Genomic DNA, 19,305 nt, shown 5'->3' with positions numbered 1-19,305 from the left:
GTAAGTGGTCGAGAAGGGAGGGGGCTAGTTCGCCGAAACCAGCGCTTCGATGGCTTCACGATTGGTCGTTTTACTATCAATTTTGATGTAAGCCGCGCGCTCTTCCGGAATAATTAACACGTTACTCACACCCGGTGCTTGACGTAAACGCTGCTCAAGTAATTCAGCATTATCAGTGTGAGGGATCACTACGCGAAGGCTACTCACGTAAGGCGGCTCTTGCATGGTTAAACTGACCAGTAACCACAGGATCGCAATCCCCGCTCCTAGCAAAAAGACGGCTTGAGCATCTACATGTTGGAAAACCCATCCCCCCATACTGCCGCCGATAGCAACACCGAGAAATTGACTGGTGGAGTAGATCCCCATTGCCGTCCCTTTATAGCCAGCAGGAGATTCTTTGCTAATCAGTGAAGGTAAGATTGCTTCCATCAAATTGAATGCAAAGAAGAAGAGTTGAACGCCAACCACCAGTGTCCAGAAATGGGCACCTGCCTGCCATAAGACCAGCTCAGCCACCAGTAATAGCGCGACGCAGCTCACAAAGACCAGCTTCATCTTACGCTTAACTTCGGCAATGATAATAAAAGGCACTACGCCAACGAAAGCGATCAGCATGGTAACAAGATAGACTTTCCAATGTTCGGCGGCAGGGAAACCTGCTTGTTCAAACTCGCCTGGCAGTGCGACAAAACTCGACATCAATAAAATATGCAGGAATAAAATACCCGCATTGAGCTTAAGTAATTTTGGATTGGCTAACACATCACGAAAGCTGCCTTTTACCATACCCGATTCGCGGTTAAGAACATGCTCAGAAGTAGAGGGGACAATCAGTAAGGTGATAATGATCCCGAGTGCTGCCAACACGGCAATCATCCAGAACAGGGCGTGTAAGCCGAGGTGATGCGTCACTATTGGTCCTACCACCATCGCAATGGCGAAGGTCACCCCAAAACTGACGCCAATGAAGGCCATCGCTTTAGTACGATTCTGCTCGCGCGTCAGATCAGATAATAGTGCCATGACTGCCGCGGCAATCGCGCCAGAACCTTGTAAGGCTCGACCTAAAATAATTCCCCAAATCGAGGTGGTGGTTGCCGCCACGATACTGCCCAATACAAATACCAGTAATCCGCCGACAATCAGCGGCTTGCGTCCAACGCGGTCGGAAAGTAAGCCAAAGGGGATCTGAAAGATTGCTTGTGCGAGACCGTAAATACCGATGGCTAACCCAATCAGCCCCTCGGTGGCACCCTGTAAAGCCATGCCATAAGTCGTCAGTACAGGCAGGACCATAAACATGCCGAGCATGCGTAAAGAAAATACCGTTCCCAATCCCCAGGTTGCTCGCAACTCGAGTGGGGTCATTTTATTATCGTTCATTACAACCTCAAATTTAATTCTGTTTAGAGTCTAAGGAGTTGTGTAGGTTGGGTAAATGAATAGATCTTAAGCTTACGTAACAAAAAGAAAAGGCGCGAAATTCGCGCCTTAAAAGCAAAGAGTGGGGTTAGCGCACGTAGGTCAGTAGATCAGGAGAGCCTGGCCCCATAAAGTCGACAGACATCATCACGCTAAGCGCGGTAATGGCGACAATAGAGAAGACAAACAGCTTACGAGCCCAAACACGGTCGTCATTTTCTGATTTATAACCCGATAACGCCATCCCTAACCACCACAGGCTGACCGCCGCCGCGACCACTAAATATTTATAGCCTGCATAGCCCCCTAACGAGAGCATTAATGTCGCGACCATAAACGCGATGATATACAGCGTAATATGGTTTTTGGCGACGGAGATACCTTTTACCACAGGTAGCACCGGAATATTTGCCGCTTGATAATCTTTAAAGCGGAAGATCGCAATGGCATAAGAGTGAGGCATTTGCCATAGGCTAAAAATAGCTAATAAAATCAATGCGCCAGCATCGAAATTACCCGTGACGGCGCAGTAGCCAATCACGGGAGGCGCGGCGCCAGACAAGCTTCCAATCAACGTTCCGTAAACGGAATTACGTTTCATATAGAGGCTGTAGACACCGACATAAACCACGAAACCCATTACCGCTAGCCACATAGCTAACGGATTAGCACCAAAGTAAAGTACCGCAAAACCAGCAATACCTAACAAGGTGGCGTACGCCAAGCTCACTTTTGTTGAAATGAGCCCCTTCACCAGAACTCGGTTTTTCGTTCTTTCCATCTTGTGGTCAATATCGCGGTCAATCACGTTGTTATAAACACAACCTGATGCGACGACGAGCGAGACCCCAATCAGTGAGACGAAAAATAAGCGGAAGTCGATGCTGCCTTTAGAGGCGAGCAAAAAACCCCCGATCACAGAAATTAAATTTCCGAAAATAATTCCTGGTTTTGTCACTTGTAGGTATTGCTTAATCATTACGGTTAACTCAGTTAGTGGGGCATCATGTTGTAGTTAAGGTTCCACATGATCCACAGCGAGCCTACCACAACAATCAAGATGATGATTGCTGAGAAGACAATGGCTACTAGATTCCAGCCGCCCTCTGACTTGCTGTCGAGGTGGAGGAAATAGACCAGATGGACAATAACCTGAACTACGGCACAGATCACCACTACCGCCAGGGTAGTGGAGTGTGCAGAACTTCCATCCATTACCATCCAGAAAGGAATTCCTGTCAGGATGATAGAGAGGATGAAGCCAATCATGTACGACTTCACGCTACCATGCGATGCGCCATGTTCGGTTGCTGAGTGACTCATTACATGACCCCCATCAGATAGACAATGGTAAACACACAGATCCACACCACATCTAAGAAGTGCCAGAACAAGCTTAGGCACATGATACGAGTGCGGTTAGTCGCGGTCAGACCACGTGTTGCGATCTGGAACATCAGGACCAGCATCCAAATCAGACCACAGGTTACGTGAAGTCCGTGGGTACCGACTAAGGTAAAGAATGCAGACAGGAAGCCACTACGCTGAGGACCGAAGCCTTCAGAGATCAGGTGATGGAACTCATTGATTTCCATCCCGATGAATCCTAGACCACATAGGAAAGTTAAGACTAACCAAGCATTAACTGTTCCTTTATTACCTTTGTTCATGGCAATAACTGCCATGCCGTAAGTAATAGAACTTAGGAGAAGTAGGGCGGTTTCACCAAGAACATAAGGGAGTTCAAAGATGTCGCGTCCTGCAGGACCTCCTGCGGTGCTATTCATCATTACTGCATAGGTTGCAAACAAGGTTGCAAAGATAATGCAGTCACTCATCAGGTAGATCCAGAAGCCGAAAATCTTATTGGCTCCTGCATCGTGATGCCCATGCTCTCCATGGGCGTCGTGGTGTTTAGATAGAGAAGACATTATTTCACACCTGCTTTGCTAAGTTCTTCAAAGTGTTTGTTCTCAATCTGTTCGATCTCTTCAACGGTAACGTAGTAATCCACGTCTTCGTCAAAGCTCTTGATGATCCAGCTCGCCAAGATTCCAACAAAAGAGACAACCGCCAACCACCAGATGTACCAGATCATTGCGAAACCAAAGATAGTTGCGAAGGCAGCGATAACCACTGCAGCACCACTATTTTTAGGCATATGAATCTCTTCATAATGCGCAGGTTTCTTGTAGGCTTCACCTTTTTGCTTCATTTCCCAGAAAGAATCACGCTCATTGATTTCTGGAATTACCGCAAAGTTGTAGAACGGAGGAGGAGAAGAGGTTGCCCACTCAAGAGAACGACCGCCCCATGGATCTCCAGTCAGGTCACGATTCAGTTCACGGTCACGGATAGAGACGTAGAACATGATCAGCTGGCAAAGAATACCCAGTGCAATCAGACCCGCACCACAGGCTGCAACAACCAGCAGTGGGTGGAACTGTGGATCAATGTCTTGACTTAAGCGACGGGTCATCCCCATGAAGCCTAATGCGTACAGCGGCATGAAGGCAACGAAGAAGCCGATGATCCAGAACCAGAAAGAGCGTTTGCCCCATTTCTCGTCAAGCTTGAAGCCAAAGGCTTTCGGGAACCAGTAGGTGACACCTGCCATACAACCGAAGACTACACCACCGATAATAACGTTATGGAAGTGAGCAATCAGGAATAGGCTGTTGTGTAAGACGAAGTCAGCACCAGGAACCGCTAACAGAACACCTGTCATACCGCCCACCGAGAAGGTGACGATAAAGCCGATGGTCCACAGCATAGGCGCAGTCATTTCGATACGACCTTGGTACAGCGTAAACAACCAGTTGAAGATCTTAACCCCTGTTGGGATTGCGATAATCATTGTCATGATACCGAAGAAGGCATTGACGTTGGCACCCGATCCCATAGTGAAGAAGTGGTGTAACCAAACGATAAATGACAGGACGGTAATCGCAACCGTTGCCCACACCATTGAGGTGTAACCAAACATGCGTTTTTTAGCGAAAGTCGCAGTAACTTCAGAGAAGACACCGAACACAGGAAGAACAAGGATATAAACTTCTGGATGTCCCCAAACCCAAATCAGGTTGACGTACATCATCATGTTACCGCCCATTTCATTAGTAAAGAAATGGAAGCCAAGGTAACGATCCAAGGTCAGCAGTGCTAAGGTCACAGTCAATACTGGGAACGCTGCAATAATCAGGACGTTAGTACACAGCGCGGTCCAGGTGAAAATTGGCATTTTGAACATGGTCATGCCTGGGGCACGCATTTTCAAAATTGTGACGAAGAAGTTAATCCCGGTCAGCGTTGTACCAATACCTGATAGCTGTAAACTCCAAATCCAGTAGTCAACCCCTACGCCTGGATTGTATTCAGCACCCGACAGAGGAGGGTAGGCCAGCCAACCGGTTTGCGCGAACTCGCCTACACCCAGTGACAGGTTTACCAAAATGACACCGATTGCCGTGAACCAGAAGCTTAAGTTGTTTAGGAATGGGAAAGCAACATCACGTGCACCGATTTGCAGCGGTACAGCAATGTTCATCAGACCCACAACGAAAGGCATCGCTACGAAGAAAATCATGATCACGCCATGCGCGGTGAAGATTTGGTCGTAGTGGTGCGGCGGAAGGAAGCCCGCTTCACCGGCTGAGGCAAGAACCTGTTGGCTCCGCATCATGATGGCGTCGGCAAAACCACGAAGCAACATCACGAAAGCCATGATGCAGTACATGATACCGAGTTTTTTGTGGTCAATAGAGGTAAACCACTCTGTCCACAGATACTTCCACTTACCGTAGTAAGTGATGGCGGCAACGAGTGCCAGACCAATAAGGATAATAGCGGCGATGGTCACCATGACGATTGGTACGTCTAGTGGAACCGCCGCTAATGTTAATTTTCCTAACATGATTATTCCTCTGCTCCGGCTGAAGCGGTGTGATTCATGTCCATACCAGCGTGAGCAGGCATGTTCATTTTTCCGTGGCTAGACATAAACTTGTCGACAACTTGTGTAAACAGTTCAGGATTAGCATTTGAGAAATATTCCACTGGATTGTTTTCGCTCGGTGCAGCCACCTTCTCAAACTGATCCATGGTAGTCAGTGTATTAGGTGCAGCCTTGACCTTGTCTACCCACTGCTGGAATTCAGCATTCGTGTTGGTGGCAATGGCTTTAAACTTCATACCAGAGAATCCACGACCACTATAGTTAGACGAGATACCATCAAAAGTGCCTGCTTCGTTCGCAATCAGGTTCAATTGCGTTCTCATTCCAGCCATCGCATAGATTTGGCTACCCAGGGTAGGGATAAAGAACGAGTTCATCACAGAGTTTGATGTGATATTGAAATGCACCGGAGTGTTAGCTGGGAAAGCGATCTCATTAACTGTTGCAATACCTTGCTCAGGGTAAATAAACAGCCATTTCCAGTCTAAAGCAACGACATCAATTTCGACAGGTTTTACATCAGAAACGATTGGCTTGCTTGGTTCTAGAGAGTGAGTACTTTTCCAAGTTAGCACGCTTAAGAAGACAATAATAAGGATAGGAACTGTCCAAACTACTGCTTCCACTTTATTAGAGTGTGACCAGTTGGGTGAGTATTTAGCATTTGTATTCGATGCCCGATACTTCCAGGCGAACGCAATTGCCATGAAGACTGCTGGAATGACGACAATCAACATCAAGCCGAAGGCTGTCAGTATTAGTGAACGTTGCTCCAGTGCAATCTGACCTTTAGGATTTAAAAGTGCACTATCACAACCACTCATGAGCAGAGTGGCTGAAATTAATGACAAAATCCCCAAACTATTTTTGTATTTCTTGAGTCTCATTTAACGACCTCAATGACAAAGGGCTGTATTGTCGTTTAAGTGTATCTGTATTTTACGGTAAGGTTGGAGTAGTGTAAACCTGCTTGAGGTTCTGTCAGTATAGTGTAGATGGTTATTTGAGACATTTAACAAATTTTATTCACGGAATGAAATTATCAACCGCATCAATTAGTTGCCCTTAATATAACAAAAGCCTATTGAAAGACTCTCCACCTCTTTGGTAGAGCTATAACCACGAAGTTAGTGCATCATTTTTTTAACATAAAAGACTCTATTTTGTATCATTTGTTCACATTCTATTATTCTTGCCATGACCGGTCTGGTACAGAATAGCAAATTAATAATTAGTTCGATAAATTGAATTTTTCCCCATAATAAAAAAAATAGCATTTTATGCTGCTTTTTCCCTCGAAAGGATATCTAGCGTCACCCCCACTACGGTGGCGATTACAGCCACAATTACCCCAAAGCGAAGCAGTGGCTCTGTTAGGGATAACTCCGGCAAATTGCACAGATAAGTGATTAACATCGTGATTAGCCCCAGCGTGGCTAATAGCGCGCCCAGTAGAAACCCCTTGGTCGTCAGTGAATAGGCGACGGCGTAATGACACCGAGGCGTAAAGTGAGGGGTGTCGGCTAACTTGAGGAGAGACGTTTTTGCAGCACGTAGCAGCAGAAGACCTGGCAATGAGGCCAGTACCGTAAAGGCATAAAAACCAGACCAGTGCCAAGACTCAACCAACCAGCCAGCAATTGGCCCGACATAGACGCGGCCCATCGCACTGAGTGCGGAAAGCAGGGCGAATTGTGTGGCAGAAAAACGGCGATTACACAGAGACATCAATAATGCGACGGCGGCTGCAGTACCCATTCCCCCGCATAAATTCTCGATGAAAACAGCGCTGCCCATCGACCATAAATGGCTTGGGATCACCGTCAGAAGCCAATAGGCTAAATTGCTGAGGGCTTGCGCAATCCCGAAAATCATCAAGGCCTTATACAAGCTCCACTTTCTCATCAATGCACCGCCATATAAGGCACCAATGATGGTGGCGACTAGCCCTAGGGATTTATTGACCAGCCCAACATCCCCCGCGCTAAATCCGAGGCCTCTAATTAGGAAAGAGGTACTGAGAGCGCCCGCGAAGGCATCGCCCAATTTATAGAAGATGATGAGCGTGATCATCAGCCAGGTATTGTTACGCGTGAAAAAATCTTTCAGCGGGTCGACGACTGCATGACGCAATGACAAAGGCGCAGCGATCGTTTGTTCAGGTTCCTTGGCAAGTAGCGTTCCGAGCAGGCCAAGTGACATCAGACCAGCCATCAAAAAATAGACGTTATGCCAACCGATATAACGGTCGGCAAGCCAAAGTGCAATCCCACCCGAAACTAACATTGCAAGGCGATAACCGAGCACCGTTAGGGCGGCCCCGTTACCACGTTCTTGAGCAGAGAGAACATCGGTTTTCCATGCATCAAACACAATATCTTGTGACGCTGAACAAAACGCGACCGCCACAGCGAGTAGTGCCAGTAACAGCAAACCAGAATTCGGGTTAACGGTTGCCATCATGGCAATCAGCACAATCAGTAGAAGTTGGCATGCCGCTAACCATCCGCGTCGCCGACCGGTGAAAGGGAGCGAGTAACGGTCCATCATCGGGGCCCAGAGGAATTTAAAAACGTAGGCTTGGCCGACCATCGAAAAGAAACCGATAGTTTTCAGATCGATATTCTCTACTGTCATCCACGCTTGCAGGGTGCCTGAGGTGAGCGCTAAAGGAAGGCCTGAAGAAAATCCGAGCAATAACAGGACCAGCGTCGTGCGAGAGAATGTGATGAATCGTAAGGGTGAGGTCATGATGAATGGCTGTATTCAGGAAACATACAGCCAGTGTATCAGTTAGTGAGCGTTTTGTTTAATAAACTCGTGAATCGAGGTGTCATCCGCCATATCGCTAATCACATCGGTTAATGCACTGTTTACAGCCGAAGTAATTTTGGCGTTAGTGGCGCTGAACGGGCCTTGAATACTGCTACTTTGGCGATAGGTTTTCACCTGTTTATTGCCATTTTTCGCGGTAGCGATGATGGAGACATCAGCTTGGGTAGTAATGCTGTAACGCACATTTCCCTGTGTCACATCGGCATAAAGTTTGTTAACAATGATCTGTAAATCGACTGCCCCTGATGGACCGACCATATACCCGCGTGCCGTCATCTGCTTTTCTAATACTTCTTGTAAAAGAAAACGCAGATCGCGTGAAGGTGTCAAAGTGACGAGTTGGCCGTCTCGGTTCACTTTTGCCAGTGCTTGGTCAGTACGCTGATCGGCACCATTAATACTGATAGTGACTCCCATCAAGCTAGGATCTTGCTGAGGTAGACGAATTTGGGGAGTTACATCAATGGTGTTGCTTGGTGCTGCGCAACCCGCCAATAAAAATAAGGCCAGTAACGGGAAACCAAACTTTTTCAAAAGAGCCATGAATTTGCCACTCGATAGTTCATTAAGGAATTAAACCGCTTGTGCGGAACCGTCACTAAAATAGCACGTTTTTTTTTCGCAAAAGTAGTATGTAACAAGAAATAAACGCTACAATTTGTTTAAGGTCATTGGATGCCTTAACAGCGAGGGACTTATTATGATACGTCAGACGATCGAAGAAAAATTATTTCAGGCTTTTTCACCTTCTCACCTCGATGTGCAGAATGAGAGCTATCGCCATAATGTGCCAGCCGGTGCGGAAAGTCATTTTAAAGTGATCATCGTGTCAGAACAATTCACCGATCAGCGCTTTTTGGCGCGTCATCGCGCTATCTACAGCATTTTGGGTGCTGAACTCGCTGGAGGCGTTCATGCCTTAGCCCTACACACTTACACGCCGAAAGAGTGGGCTGGATTACAAGACACCGTATTATCCTCACCTGACTGCCGGGGCGCTGGACTGATTGCTTAAAAAGAAGACAGTTTGATCATTTACATTCTGATTTGTCTCAAAATGTGCCCATAATTAATAAAATTTTCGCAGAATCTCCCCTCGAAACCCTGCCAATTCTCGACTCATATCGTTGATGCCGCTATAATGCGGCGTCTATTTTTCCAGAATGTCTTCGTGACGCTTCTGGTGACAGGGATGTTGTTCTAACCGTATCAACATATTCTGTTGTCGAACAGTAAGTCATCTTGCTGTTCTCCATGAAGCCAATCGAGCACGTGATTTTTTGAGGTAACAAGATGCAAGTTTCAGTTGAAACAACTCAGGGCCTAGGCCGTCGCATTACCATGACTATCCCTGCCGACAGTATTGAAGGTGCGGTGAAGAAAGAACTGGTTGATATCGCTAAAAAAGCGCGTATTGATGGTTTCCGTAAAGGCAAAGTGCCAATGACCATCATTGAAAAGCGTTACGGTGCTTCTGCTCGTCAGGATGTTCTGGGCGAACTAATGTCTCGTCATTTTATTGACGCGATCATTAAAGAGAAGATCAATCCAGCGGGCGCACCAAACTATGTTCCAGGTGAATATAAGCTAGGTGAAGATTTCACTTACTCAGTTGAATTCGAAGTCTACCCAGAAGTTGAATTAAAAGGGTTAGATAACATCGAAATTGAGAAGCCTGTCGTTGATGTCAACGATGAAGATGTCGATGCAATGTTAGACACTCTGCGTAAGCAACAAGCAGATTGGAAAGAAACAGATAAAGCCGCTACCGCTGAAGATCGCGTAACCATCGATTTCTCTGGTTCTATTGACGGTGAAGAGTTTGAAGGGGGTAAATCTTCTGACTTCGTTCTGGCGATGGGCCAAGGTCGAATGATCCCAGGCTTCGAAGAAGGCGTAGTGGGTCACAAAGCAGGCGAAGAATTTACTATTGATGTTAAATTCCCTGAAGAGTACCACGCTGAAACCCTGAAAGGGAAAGACGCTAAGTTTGATATCGTTCTGAAGAAAGTTGAAGAGCGCGAGCTACCAGAATTAACTGAAGAGTTCATTCAACGTTTCGGCGTTGCAGACGGTTCTGTTGATGGCCTGCGTGCTGAAATCAGCAAAAACATGCAACGTGAACTGAAAGGGGCTGTACGTAACCGTATTAAGACCCAAGCAATCGACGGTTTACTGGCGCAAAACGAAATCGACGTTCCTGCCGCATTAATTGATGGTGAGATCGACGTGTTACGTCGTCAAGCAGCACAACGCTTTGGTGGGAACGAGCAACAAGCGTTAGAACTGCCACGCGAGCTATTCGAAGAGCAAGCGAAACGTCGCGTAATGGTTGGATTACTGTTAGGTGAAGTAATCAACACTAACGAGCTGAAAGCTGACGAAGAACGTGTTAATACCATGATCGCTGATATGGCTGCTGCGTACGAAGATCCACAAGAAGTGATCGAGTACTACAGCAATAATAAAGAGATGATGAACAACATGCGTAACGTTGCGTTAGAAGAGCAGGCTGTTGATTTCATTCTTGAAAAAGCTAAAGTGACTGACAAAGCGACTAAGTTCCAAGAATTGATGAACCAACAAGCTTAAGACGTAATAGTGTAGCTATTGAATTAGGCTCGTGATTTCCGGTCACGGGCCTTTTTTTATCGTACCCCCTTGAAAAGAATTTTCTGAACCGCAGTAATCTACTTCGCGTATTAATAAAAACCTTGTTATGCTTGAATGAATGTAAAATTAGGCTGCATTAGTGGCTACTGTTACTTAAGGCGACAAGCGTTGCTCAAGAAATTTACCCAGGAGATGGTTTATGTCATACAGTAATCAACCCGAAATGACGCCTGCCCAAATGGCACTGGTTCCCATGGTTGTCGAGCAAACCTCGCGCGGCGAACGTTCTTACGATATTTATTCACGCTTATTAAAAGAACGCGTTATTTTCATGACCGGTCAGGTTGAAGACCATATGGCAAACTTGATTGTTGCGCAGATGCTCTTTCTTGAAGCTGAAAACCCGGAAAAAGACATTTATCTCTATATCAACTCACCGGGTGGGGTGATCACGGCGGGGATGTCTATCTACGATACGATGCAATTCATCAAACCTGATGTCAGCACCATCTGTATGGGGCAAGCCTGCTCAATGGGCGCGTTCCTGCTAACCGCTGGTGCAGAAGGCAAACGTTTCTGTCTACCGAATTCTCGTGTGATGATCCACCAACCGTTAGGCGGTTATCAAGGCCAAGCGACAGACATCGAAATTCATGCCAAAGAGATCCTGAAAGTTAAACAGCGCATGAATGAATTAATGGCTAAACACACCGGTAAAACGTTAGAAGAAATCGAGCGCGATACTGAGCGGGATCGTTTCCTCTCTGCAGCAGAAGCCGTAGATTATGGATTGGTCGACTCTATCCTGACTCACCGCAAGTAACAGCGCTAAGCAAATTGCACACCCAAACGTCGAGCATTGTCTAAAAAGATAATGCTGGCATTGATAACACTGAGAAGAGGCTAACTGATGACTGATAAGCGCAAAGAGGGTTCAGGTAAATTGCTGTACTGCTCTTTCTGCGGCAAGAGCCAGCATGAAGTGCGTAAGCTAATTGCCGGACCGTCAGTGTATATCTGCGACGAATGTGTTGATTTATGTAATGACATTATTCGTGAAGAGATAAAAGAAGTTGCTCCACACCGCGAGCGCAATGCACTGCCGACGCCACGGGAGATCCGTACGCATCTCGATGATTACGTGATTGGTCAAGAAAAGGCGAAGAAAGTCCTTTCTGTCGCGGTTTATAACCACTATAAGCGTCTACGTAACGGCGATACATCAAACGGCGTGGAACTGGGTAAAAGTAATATTTTACTTATCGGACCCACCGGAAGTGGTAAAACCTTACTCGCTGAAACGTTAGCGCGTCTGCTTGATGTGCCCTTCACCATGGCGGATGCCACAACCCTGACTGAAGCGGGTTATGTGGGTGAAGATGTTGAAAACATCATCCAGAAGCTGCTGCAAAAATGTGATTACGACGTTGAGAAAGCCCAACGTGGTATTGTCTACATCGATGAGATCGATAAAATTTCACGTAAGTCAGACAACCCTTCAATCACGCGTGATGTATCGGGTGAGGGCGTACAACAAGCCTTACTCAAGCTGATCGAAGGAACTGTGGCAGCCGTTCCTCCGCAAGGTGGCCGTAAACATCCACAACAAGAGTTTTTACAAGTTGATACCTCGAAAATTCTGTTTATCTGTGGTGGTGCTTTTGCGGGCTTAGATAAAGTTATCGCGCAACGTGTCGAAACAGGTTCAGGTATCGGTTTTGGCGCAACGGTAAAAGATCCTTCTAAGAAAGCGGCTGAAGGGGAGTTATTGGCTCAAGCAGAACCAGAAGATTTGATTAAATTTGGATTAATTCCTGAGTTTATTGGCCGTCTACCCGTGGTAGCGACCCTAAGCGAACTGAGTGAAGAAGCCCTTATTCAAATCTTACGCGAGCCTAAGAACGCTCTGACTAAACAATATCAAGCGCTGTTCAGTCTTGAAGGGGCAGAGTTAGAGTTCCGTGAAGAAGCGTTAGTGGCGATTGCAGAGAAAGCAATGAGCCGTAAGACTGGTGCACGTGGACTGCGTTCCATCGTTGAAGCGGCATTGCTAGAAACCATGTATGAACTGCCTTCAATTGAAGGCGTTGAAAAAGTGGTTATCGACGAAACTGTTATCGCTGGCACCTCTGAACCGATGCTCATTTACGGTAAGCAAGAAGCGCAAGCCTCTGGCGAGTAATTAGCCGAGTCGTTAGAGTAATACGTCTATAAAGGGGAAATTTAATTTCCCCTTTATTTTCTTACGTATAGACCGTTGAATATCATAATATCATCCCCATATGTTGATCATCTAGACGTGGTAAGTCACAGAGATAGGCCTATCACACTCCGGCGGAAATTAAACTAAGAGAGAGCTCTATGACTTCTGAGCGTTCCGAACACATTGATATTCCCGTGTTACCTTTACGCGATGTAGTGGTTTATCCGCACATGGTGATACCGTTATTCGTGGGTCGCGAAAAATCTATCCGCTGCTTAGAGTCAGCGATGGATAACGATAAGAAAATTCTGCTGGTGGCGCAGAAAGAAGCGACAACTGACGAGCCGAGTATTGACGATTTATTTACTGTCGGAACGGTCGCTTCGGTCCTTCAGATGCTAAAACTACCTGACGGTACGGTAAAAGTACTGGTCGAAGGGGTACAGCGTGCAACATTGACCTCGCTTGATGACAGCCAAGAGTTTTTCACGGCTCAGATTGAGTATATCGAAAGCCCTGAGATCGATGATAGCGAGCAAGAGGTCCTAATCCGCGCCGCGGTCAGCCAATTCGAAGGCTACATTAAACTCAACAAAAAAATCCCACCGGAAGTGTTGACCTCATTAAACAATCTTGAGGATGCAGCACGCCTGGCGGATACCATCGCCGCGCATATGCCACTTAAATTGGCAGACAAGCAATCCGTACTGGAAATGTCAGATGTGAATGAACGTCTTGAGTACTTGATGGCAATGATGGAATCAGAAATTGATTTGCTGCAGGTTGAAAAACGCATTCGCAATCGTGTTAAAAAACAGATGGAGAAGAGCCAGCGCGAGTACTATCTGAACGAGCAAATGAAAGCGATTCAGAAAGAGCTTGGCGAAATGGACGATGTGCCAGATGAGTTCGAAGCACTGAAGCGTAAGATTGACGAAGCGAAGATGCCTGCTGAAGCGAAAGAAAAAGCAGAGGCTGAGTTACAAAAGCTTAAAATGATGTCACCGATGTCTGCTGAAGCGACTGTAGTACGCGGTTATATCGACTGGATGGTTCAAGTACCTTGGGTGGGCCGCAGTAAAGTTAAGAAAGATCTGCGCAAAGCACAAGAGACGTTAGATAAAGACCACTTCGGATTAGATCGTGTCAAAGACCGGATCCTTGAATACCTCGCGGTACAAAGCCGTGTGAATAAGATTCGTGGCCCAATTCTGTGTCTGGTTGGCCCCCCTGGTGTCGGGAAAACGTCTTTAGGCCAATCCATCGCTAAGGCGACGGGACGTAAGTACATCCGTATGGCACTGGGTGGCGTGCGTGATGAAGCAGAAATTCGCGGACACCGTCGGACTTATATCGGGTCTATGCCGGGCAAATTGATTCAAAAGATGGCGAAAGTTGGCGTTCGCAACCCGCTTTTCCTGCTTGATGAAATTGATAAGATGTCCGCAGATATGCGTGGTGACCCAGCCTCCGCACTGTTAGAGGTGTTAGATCCTGAGCAAAATAATGCGTTCAACGATCACTACCTCGAAGTGGATTATGATCTGTCGGATGTAATGTTCGTTGCGACGTCTAACTCAATGAACATCCCAGGACCTTTATTGGATCGGATGGAAGTGATTCGTCTTTCTGGTTACACCGAAGATGAGAAGCTTAATATTGCTAAAGACCACCTGCTTCCTAAACAGATGGAGCGTAATGCGCTTAAATCTGGAGAGCTGACGGTCGAAGACAGCGCAATCATGGGCATCATCCGTTTCTACACGCGTGAAGCGGGCGTGCGTAGCTTAGAAAGAGAACTCTCTAAACTTTGCCGTAAAGCTGTCAAAGCGCTGTTATTAGATAAGAAGCTTAAACACATCACGATTAATGCTGAAAACCTCAGCGAATATCTCGGCGTCCAACGCTTCGACTATGGCCGAGCAGACGAGAAAAACCGTATTGGTGAAGTCACTGGACTGGCATGGACCGAAGTTGGCGGCGACCTGTTGACCATTGAAACCGCGAGTGTACCGGGTAAAGGTAAGCTCTCTTACACCGGTTCTCTGGGAGAAGTGATGCAGGAATCAATTCAGGCAGCGATGACTGTTGTACGTTCTCGTGCAGAATCATTAGGTATCAATAATGATTTCTACGAAAAGCGTGACATTCATGTGCACGTCCCTGAGGGTGCCACACCGAAAGATGGTCCAAGCGCGGGGATTGCGATGTGCACAGCTTTAGTCTCAAGCTTAACGGGTAACCCAGTTAAAGCCGAAGTGGCCATGACAGGGGAAATTACGCTACGGGGTCAAGTATTACCTATCGGTGGCTTGAAAGAGAAGCTATTGGCTGCCCATCGTGGTGGTATTAAAACGGTATTGATTCCTTACGAGAATAAGCGCGACTTAGAAGAGATCCCTCAAAACGTTATCGCCGACCTCAGTATTCATCCGGTTAAGAGCATCGACGAAGTTTTGAAATTAGCGCTTGAACGTGCACCTGAAGGGATTGAAGTTATCACCCCATCGGCATAACATGGCGAACTTGTCGAATACCGAGGGTCGGTATTCGACATAATAAGTAGTTTTTTGCAGACCATTCGGAGCATTTACGTTGTTTCGAGCGCCGATGCCTGCTATAACAAGCAGCTCATAAGTGAGAGGGAAATCTCTCTGCGACATGAAATAATAAAGGGGATGTTAACGTGAATAAATCACAATTGGTTGATAAAATTGCTGCTGATGCAGATATTTCCAAAGCAGCTGCAGGACGTGTTTTAGACGCATTTATTGGTGCGGTAACTGAATCATTAAAAGCTGGTGATGACGTTGCTCTGGTCGGTTTTGGAACTTTTGCGGTTAAAGAGCGTGCTGAACGTACTGGCCGTAACCCGCAAACAGGTAAAGAGATTACTATCCCTGCCGGTAAAGTCCCAGGCTTCCGCGCAGGTAAAGGATTAAAAGGCTCAGTTAACTAAGTCTTGATGCACCGTGAAACTATTTCTTTCATGGAATGAGGACGCGATAACGCTTCTCATGTAACATAGAGGCACATCAAGCGATGTGCCTTTTTTTCTGGTAAGTCATATGGGTTGCCCAAGGCCACATCGGTCAGCGTTAAATTTACACCACAGTGGAGTGTTGCCAAATCATGATGGACAATTTACGCTCAGCGTCTAATCACGTTGTGCTTAAAATCATACTGGGAATAATCATTATTTCGTTCGTACTGACCGGTGTCAGTAATTATTTGATCGGCGGAACTCATTATTATGCTGCAAAAATTAACGGTGAAACAATCAGCCGAGCTCAATTCGACAATGCGTATAACAACGAACGCACACGCCAGCAGCAGCAATTGGGTGACCAATACGCACAGCTAGCGGGCAATGAGCAATTTATGCAACAGCTCCGCCAACAAGCGCTTTCCCAGCTTGTGGACCAAACACTTCTACAACAATATGTTCACTCACTAAACCTTGCGGTGACTGATGAGCAAATTAAGCAGGCTATTTTTGCCGTCCCGCAATTCCAAACTAATGGCCATTTCGATAACGCCCTGTATAACTCTGTGTTGAGCAGTGTGGGTTACACACCTGATAGTTATGCGGCATCATTGCGTAAAAGCCTGGCAAATCAGCAGTTGGCACAGGCAATAGGTAATACAGATTTTGTGCTGAACAGAGAAGCGAACCGTATCGCCGACTTAGTTTCTCAGCAACGTCGAATACGTCAAGCAACCTTAAATGTTGATGCCTTAGCGGTACAACAAAAGGTCAACGACGATGAAATCAAAGGTTATTACGCATCGCATCAAGACGCATTCAAGTTACCTGAACAATTTAAAGTCAGTTACATCAAGCTCGACGCTAAGGCGATGCAAAAAGCCCCGACTGAGCAAGAGATTCAAGCCTGGTACGATAGCCACAAAGCGGATTACACTCAGCAATCTCGCCAACGTTATAGCGTCATTCAGGTGAAAACCCAGCAACAAGCCAAGGATCTGCTCAAGCAATTGCAGCAAGGCGCTGATTTTGCTGAAATTGCGCGTCAACACTCTCAAGACCCTGTCTCGGCTAAGCAAGGGGGCGATCTGGGTTGGATGGAGCAAGATTCTACTCCTGACGAACTGACGTCAGCGAAGTTGACTGAAAAGGGCGCACTCTCTGGCGTAATCAAAAGCTCTGTGGGGTATCTCATTGTCCGTTTAGATGATGTCCAACCGGAACAACAACAGGCGCTGACAACAGTCCACCAAGCCGTTGCGGACAAAGTGCAACAAGAAACCGCAATCAGCCAGTTCTATGCACTGCAGCAAAAAGTGAATGATGCGGCGAGCAACGATAATGACTCCCTGGCTGCAGCTGAACAGGTTGCGGGAACAAAAGCGGTTGAAACCTCATGGTTCAGCCAACAATCTGTTCCTAATGCGCTGAATTTTGACCCTGTTAAAGAGGTCATCTTCAATGGTAGCTTACTCGGCGAACAAGGCACGCCTGGCAGTAACTCTAGTATTATCACGGTCGACGGTGACCGCGCATTCCTAGTGCGTATCTCAGCTCATCAACCTGCTAAAGTGAAACCCCAAGCAGAGGTGACAGCAGAAATTACCGCTGCCATCAAACATGATAAAGCAGTTGCTGCAGCCAAAGCCCAAGCGGAATCAATAGTCTCCGAACTACGCCAAGGTAAACAAACCCGCTTTACCCAATCAGGACTGCAATTTGGTGCTGCGCAAACCTTGCAACGTAATCAGCAATCTTCTCTATCAGAGACGGTTTTTGGGTTAACCCCCCCGCAAGGAACGACACCTAGCTATGGCTTCACCCGAGACAATAGTGGGAACGTTGTGATTATCGCCTTGGATAAAGTGATGACTGGCGAAATGCCTGCTGCACAGAAAGCACAAATGGTGAACGGTATTGCGGACAATAATGCCCAGCTTGCCTTTACCGCTTTGCTCGAGCAATTACGTCAGGAAGCGAAGATTCAATACGGTGATGCAGTACAACTGCAATAACACTCCCAAAAAATTTTTTGTTTCAATGATAAATCAAAGGCCGCTTATGCGGCCTTTTCCATTTCTTAAGTCACTTGATTGGCAAGCTCTTCTCTTGTGCATAGCCTATAGCTTTACTAAACAGGAGAGCATCTATGACCCGACAACAACTCACTATCTTCGTTTTACTCTTTGCCACGTTCAGTCCCCTGACACAGGCAACCACGCCAAAACAAGCAGAGAAAAAAATCGAGGCTGTACAAGAACAGCTGGCTGATAAGGTCAATCTCAACACTGCTGATGCCGCGACCTTAGCCGCTCAACTCAATGGTGTCGGACTGAGAAAAGCCCAAGCCATCATTGAGTACAGAGAAAAATATGGTTTATTTACCGATGTGAAGCAGCTGATTGAAGTGCCAGGTTTTGGAGAAAGCCTTGTTAGCCGTGTGGTTGGAAAACTCACGTTATAGGAAGTGAGGGGTTACCGAAGTAACCCCTGTCGTTAGCTAAGCTGATTTTTTTGCTTTAAGTGTTGCAGTGTCTCTTCTGGGGCATTGAGATATTCTTCGAGGCCTCTAGCCCGTAAGTGACAGGCAGCACATTCTCCGCAACCCGAACCGGCTATGCCGTTATAGCAAGTTAACGTATGGTCTTTAATTAGGGGTAACTGCCCCCAATAGTCGGCAAGTGCCCAGGTTTCTGCTTTATTGAGCCACATCAACGGTGTCTCGTAGCGAACGTCTTTAGCCATCCCGAGAACGACGGCTTGATTCAGCGCTTTAACAAACTCATCGCGGCAATCTGGATAGCCCGAAAAATCGGTCTCACAGACACCCGTGATCACGGCTTCCGCTTCTACCTGATAGGCGTAAATCGATGCCAAGGTGAGAAATAGAATATTGCGACCCGGTACAAATGTGCTGGGTAATCCCGTGGCATCAGGTTGATAACCGGGAACAGGGATATTGTCTTGCGTCAGACTGCTTATCGCTAATTCGTTAAGTAAGGTCACATCCATGACTTTGTGCGCGGCCACGCCTAATCGTTCAGTGAGCTGCTTGGCGATATCGATCTCTTGCTGATGACGCTGTCCATAATCGAACGTAATGCAATGAACCTCATCATAGTGCTGGATGGCCTGCACTAAACAGGTGGTTGAGTCTTGGCCACCACTAAATACCACAACTGCCTTTTTCATCTTTACCGTCTCTAAGGAAAATTTTGGCTATTTTACCCTGAGAAGGGGAGTCGCAGCAAAATAAGCAGTATGATAGTGCTCATTTGGCTTTGACGA

Annotated in this window: 17 protein-coding genes; 8 read left to right on the top strand and 9 right to left on the bottom strand. The window is 46.6% G+C overall.

Annotated features, from left to right (window positions below):
- Positions 1–24 precede the first annotated feature (24 nt).
- The 8 genes from BMX14_RS08615 to BMX14_RS08580 form a co-directional block, all read right to left on the bottom strand.
- A complete protein-coding gene (locus BMX14_RS08615; protein WP_092675593.1) occupies positions 25–1,386 on the bottom strand; it encodes an MFS transporter in 1,362 nt (453 codons plus the stop codon).
- A 127-nt stretch (positions 1,387–1,513) separates the two neighbouring features.
- Positions 1,514–2,404, bottom strand: coding sequence for a heme o synthase (gene cyoE, locus BMX14_RS08610; protein ID WP_092675590.1), 891 nt, complete (start codon positions 2,402–2,404; stop codon positions 1,514–1,516).
- A 14-nt stretch (positions 2,405–2,418) separates the two neighbouring features.
- The gene (locus BMX14_RS08605) at positions 2,419–2,748 is read right to left on the bottom strand and encodes a cytochrome o ubiquinol oxidase subunit IV (protein WP_092675588.1); all 330 of its coding nucleotides are present in this window, start codon (positions 2,746–2,748) and stop codon (positions 2,419–2,421) included.
- Positions 2,748–3,356, bottom strand: coding sequence for a cytochrome o ubiquinol oxidase subunit III (locus BMX14_RS08600; RefSeq protein WP_048911690.1), 609 nt, complete (start codon positions 3,354–3,356; stop codon positions 2,748–2,750). The genes BMX14_RS08605 and BMX14_RS08600 overlap by 1 nt, the downstream gene beginning before the upstream one ends.
- A complete protein-coding gene (cyoB, locus tag BMX14_RS08595) occupies positions 3,356–5,338 on the bottom strand; it encodes a cytochrome o ubiquinol oxidase subunit I (RefSeq protein WP_092675585.1) in 1,983 nt (660 codons plus the stop codon). Before cyoB ends, BMX14_RS08600 begins: the two co-directional genes overlap by 1 nt.
- A gap of 2 nt (positions 5,339–5,340) precedes the next feature.
- On the bottom strand, positions 5,341–6,267 hold the full coding sequence (gene cyoA, locus BMX14_RS08590; RefSeq protein ID WP_092675582.1) for a cytochrome o ubiquinol oxidase subunit II: 927 nt from the start codon (positions 6,265–6,267) through the stop codon (positions 5,341–5,343).
- A 391-nt stretch (positions 6,268–6,658) separates the two neighbouring features.
- The gene (locus tag BMX14_RS08585; RefSeq protein ID WP_092675579.1) at positions 6,659–8,131 is read right to left on the bottom strand and encodes an AmpG family muropeptide MFS transporter; all 1,473 of its coding nucleotides are present in this window, start codon (positions 8,129–8,131) and stop codon (positions 6,659–6,661) included.
- Positions 8,132–8,173: 42 nt separating this feature from the next.
- A complete protein-coding gene (locus tag BMX14_RS08580) occupies positions 8,174–8,758 on the bottom strand; it encodes a lipoprotein (RefSeq protein WP_092675576.1) in 585 nt (194 codons plus the stop codon).
- A gap of 157 nt (positions 8,759–8,915) precedes the next feature.
- Between BMX14_RS08580 and bolA the strand changes: the two genes are divergently transcribed.
- The 8 genes from bolA to BMX14_RS08540 all read left to right on the top strand — a co-directional run bounded on the left by bolA (position 8,916) and on the right by BMX14_RS08540 (position 18,481).
- On the top strand, positions 8,916–9,230 hold the full coding sequence (bolA, locus tag BMX14_RS08575) for a transcriptional regulator BolA (RefSeq protein WP_092675573.1): 315 nt from the start codon (positions 8,916–8,918) through the stop codon (positions 9,228–9,230).
- 278 nt (positions 9,231–9,508) lie between these two features.
- The gene (tig, locus tag BMX14_RS08570) at positions 9,509–10,807 is read left to right on the top strand and encodes a trigger factor (RefSeq protein WP_092675570.1); all 1,299 of its coding nucleotides are present in this window, start codon (positions 9,509–9,511) and stop codon (positions 10,805–10,807) included.
- A gap of 220 nt (positions 10,808–11,027) precedes the next feature.
- Positions 11,028–11,651 (top strand): ATP-dependent Clp endopeptidase proteolytic subunit ClpP, encoded by a 624-nt coding sequence (gene clpP, locus BMX14_RS08565; RefSeq protein WP_048911697.1) that lies wholly within the window; start codon positions 11,028–11,030, stop codon positions 11,649–11,651.
- A gap of 87 nt (positions 11,652–11,738) precedes the next feature.
- Positions 11,739–13,010 (top strand): ATP-dependent protease ATP-binding subunit ClpX, encoded by a 1,272-nt coding sequence (clpX, locus tag BMX14_RS08560; protein ID WP_092675567.1) that lies wholly within the window; start codon positions 11,739–11,741, stop codon positions 13,008–13,010.
- Between the two features lie 179 nt (positions 13,011–13,189).
- On the top strand, positions 13,190–15,547 hold the full coding sequence (gene lon, locus BMX14_RS08555) for an endopeptidase La (protein WP_092675564.1): 2,358 nt from the start codon (positions 13,190–13,192) through the stop codon (positions 15,545–15,547).
- A 170-nt stretch (positions 15,548–15,717) separates the two neighbouring features.
- Positions 15,718–15,990: a nucleoid-associated protein HU-beta gene (gene hupB, locus BMX14_RS08550; protein WP_092675562.1), complete on the top strand. Its 273-nt coding sequence runs from the start codon at positions 15,718–15,720 to the stop codon at positions 15,988–15,990.
- Positions 15,991–16,163: 173 nt separating this feature from the next.
- Complete coding sequence (ppiD, locus tag BMX14_RS08545) at positions 16,164–18,032, top strand: peptidylprolyl isomerase (RefSeq protein ID WP_092675559.1); 1,869 nt, start codon at positions 16,164–16,166, stop codon at positions 18,030–18,032.
- 134 nt (positions 18,033–18,166) lie between these two features.
- Positions 18,167–18,481 carry a ComEA family DNA-binding protein gene (locus tag BMX14_RS08540; protein ID WP_092675556.1) on the top strand — a complete coding sequence of 105 codons (315 nt, stop codon included), beginning with the start codon at positions 18,167–18,169 and terminating at the stop codon, positions 18,479–18,481.
- A 32-nt stretch (positions 18,482–18,513) separates the two neighbouring features.
- Here the strand turns inward: BMX14_RS08540 and queC are convergent, their stop codons facing one another.
- On the bottom strand, positions 18,514–19,209 hold the full coding sequence (gene queC / locus BMX14_RS08535; protein ID WP_092675553.1) for a 7-cyano-7-deazaguanine synthase QueC: 696 nt from the start codon (positions 19,207–19,209) through the stop codon (positions 18,514–18,516).
- Positions 19,210–19,305 lie beyond the last annotated feature (96 nt).

Origin of the sequence: Rosenbergiella nectarea (assembly GCF_900111105.1) — a bacterium.
GTDB classification, from domain to species: domain Bacteria; phylum Pseudomonadota; class Gammaproteobacteria; order Enterobacterales; family Enterobacteriaceae; genus Rosenbergiella; species Rosenbergiella nectarea.
This window is presented reverse-complemented; position numbering and strand designations above follow the sequence as displayed.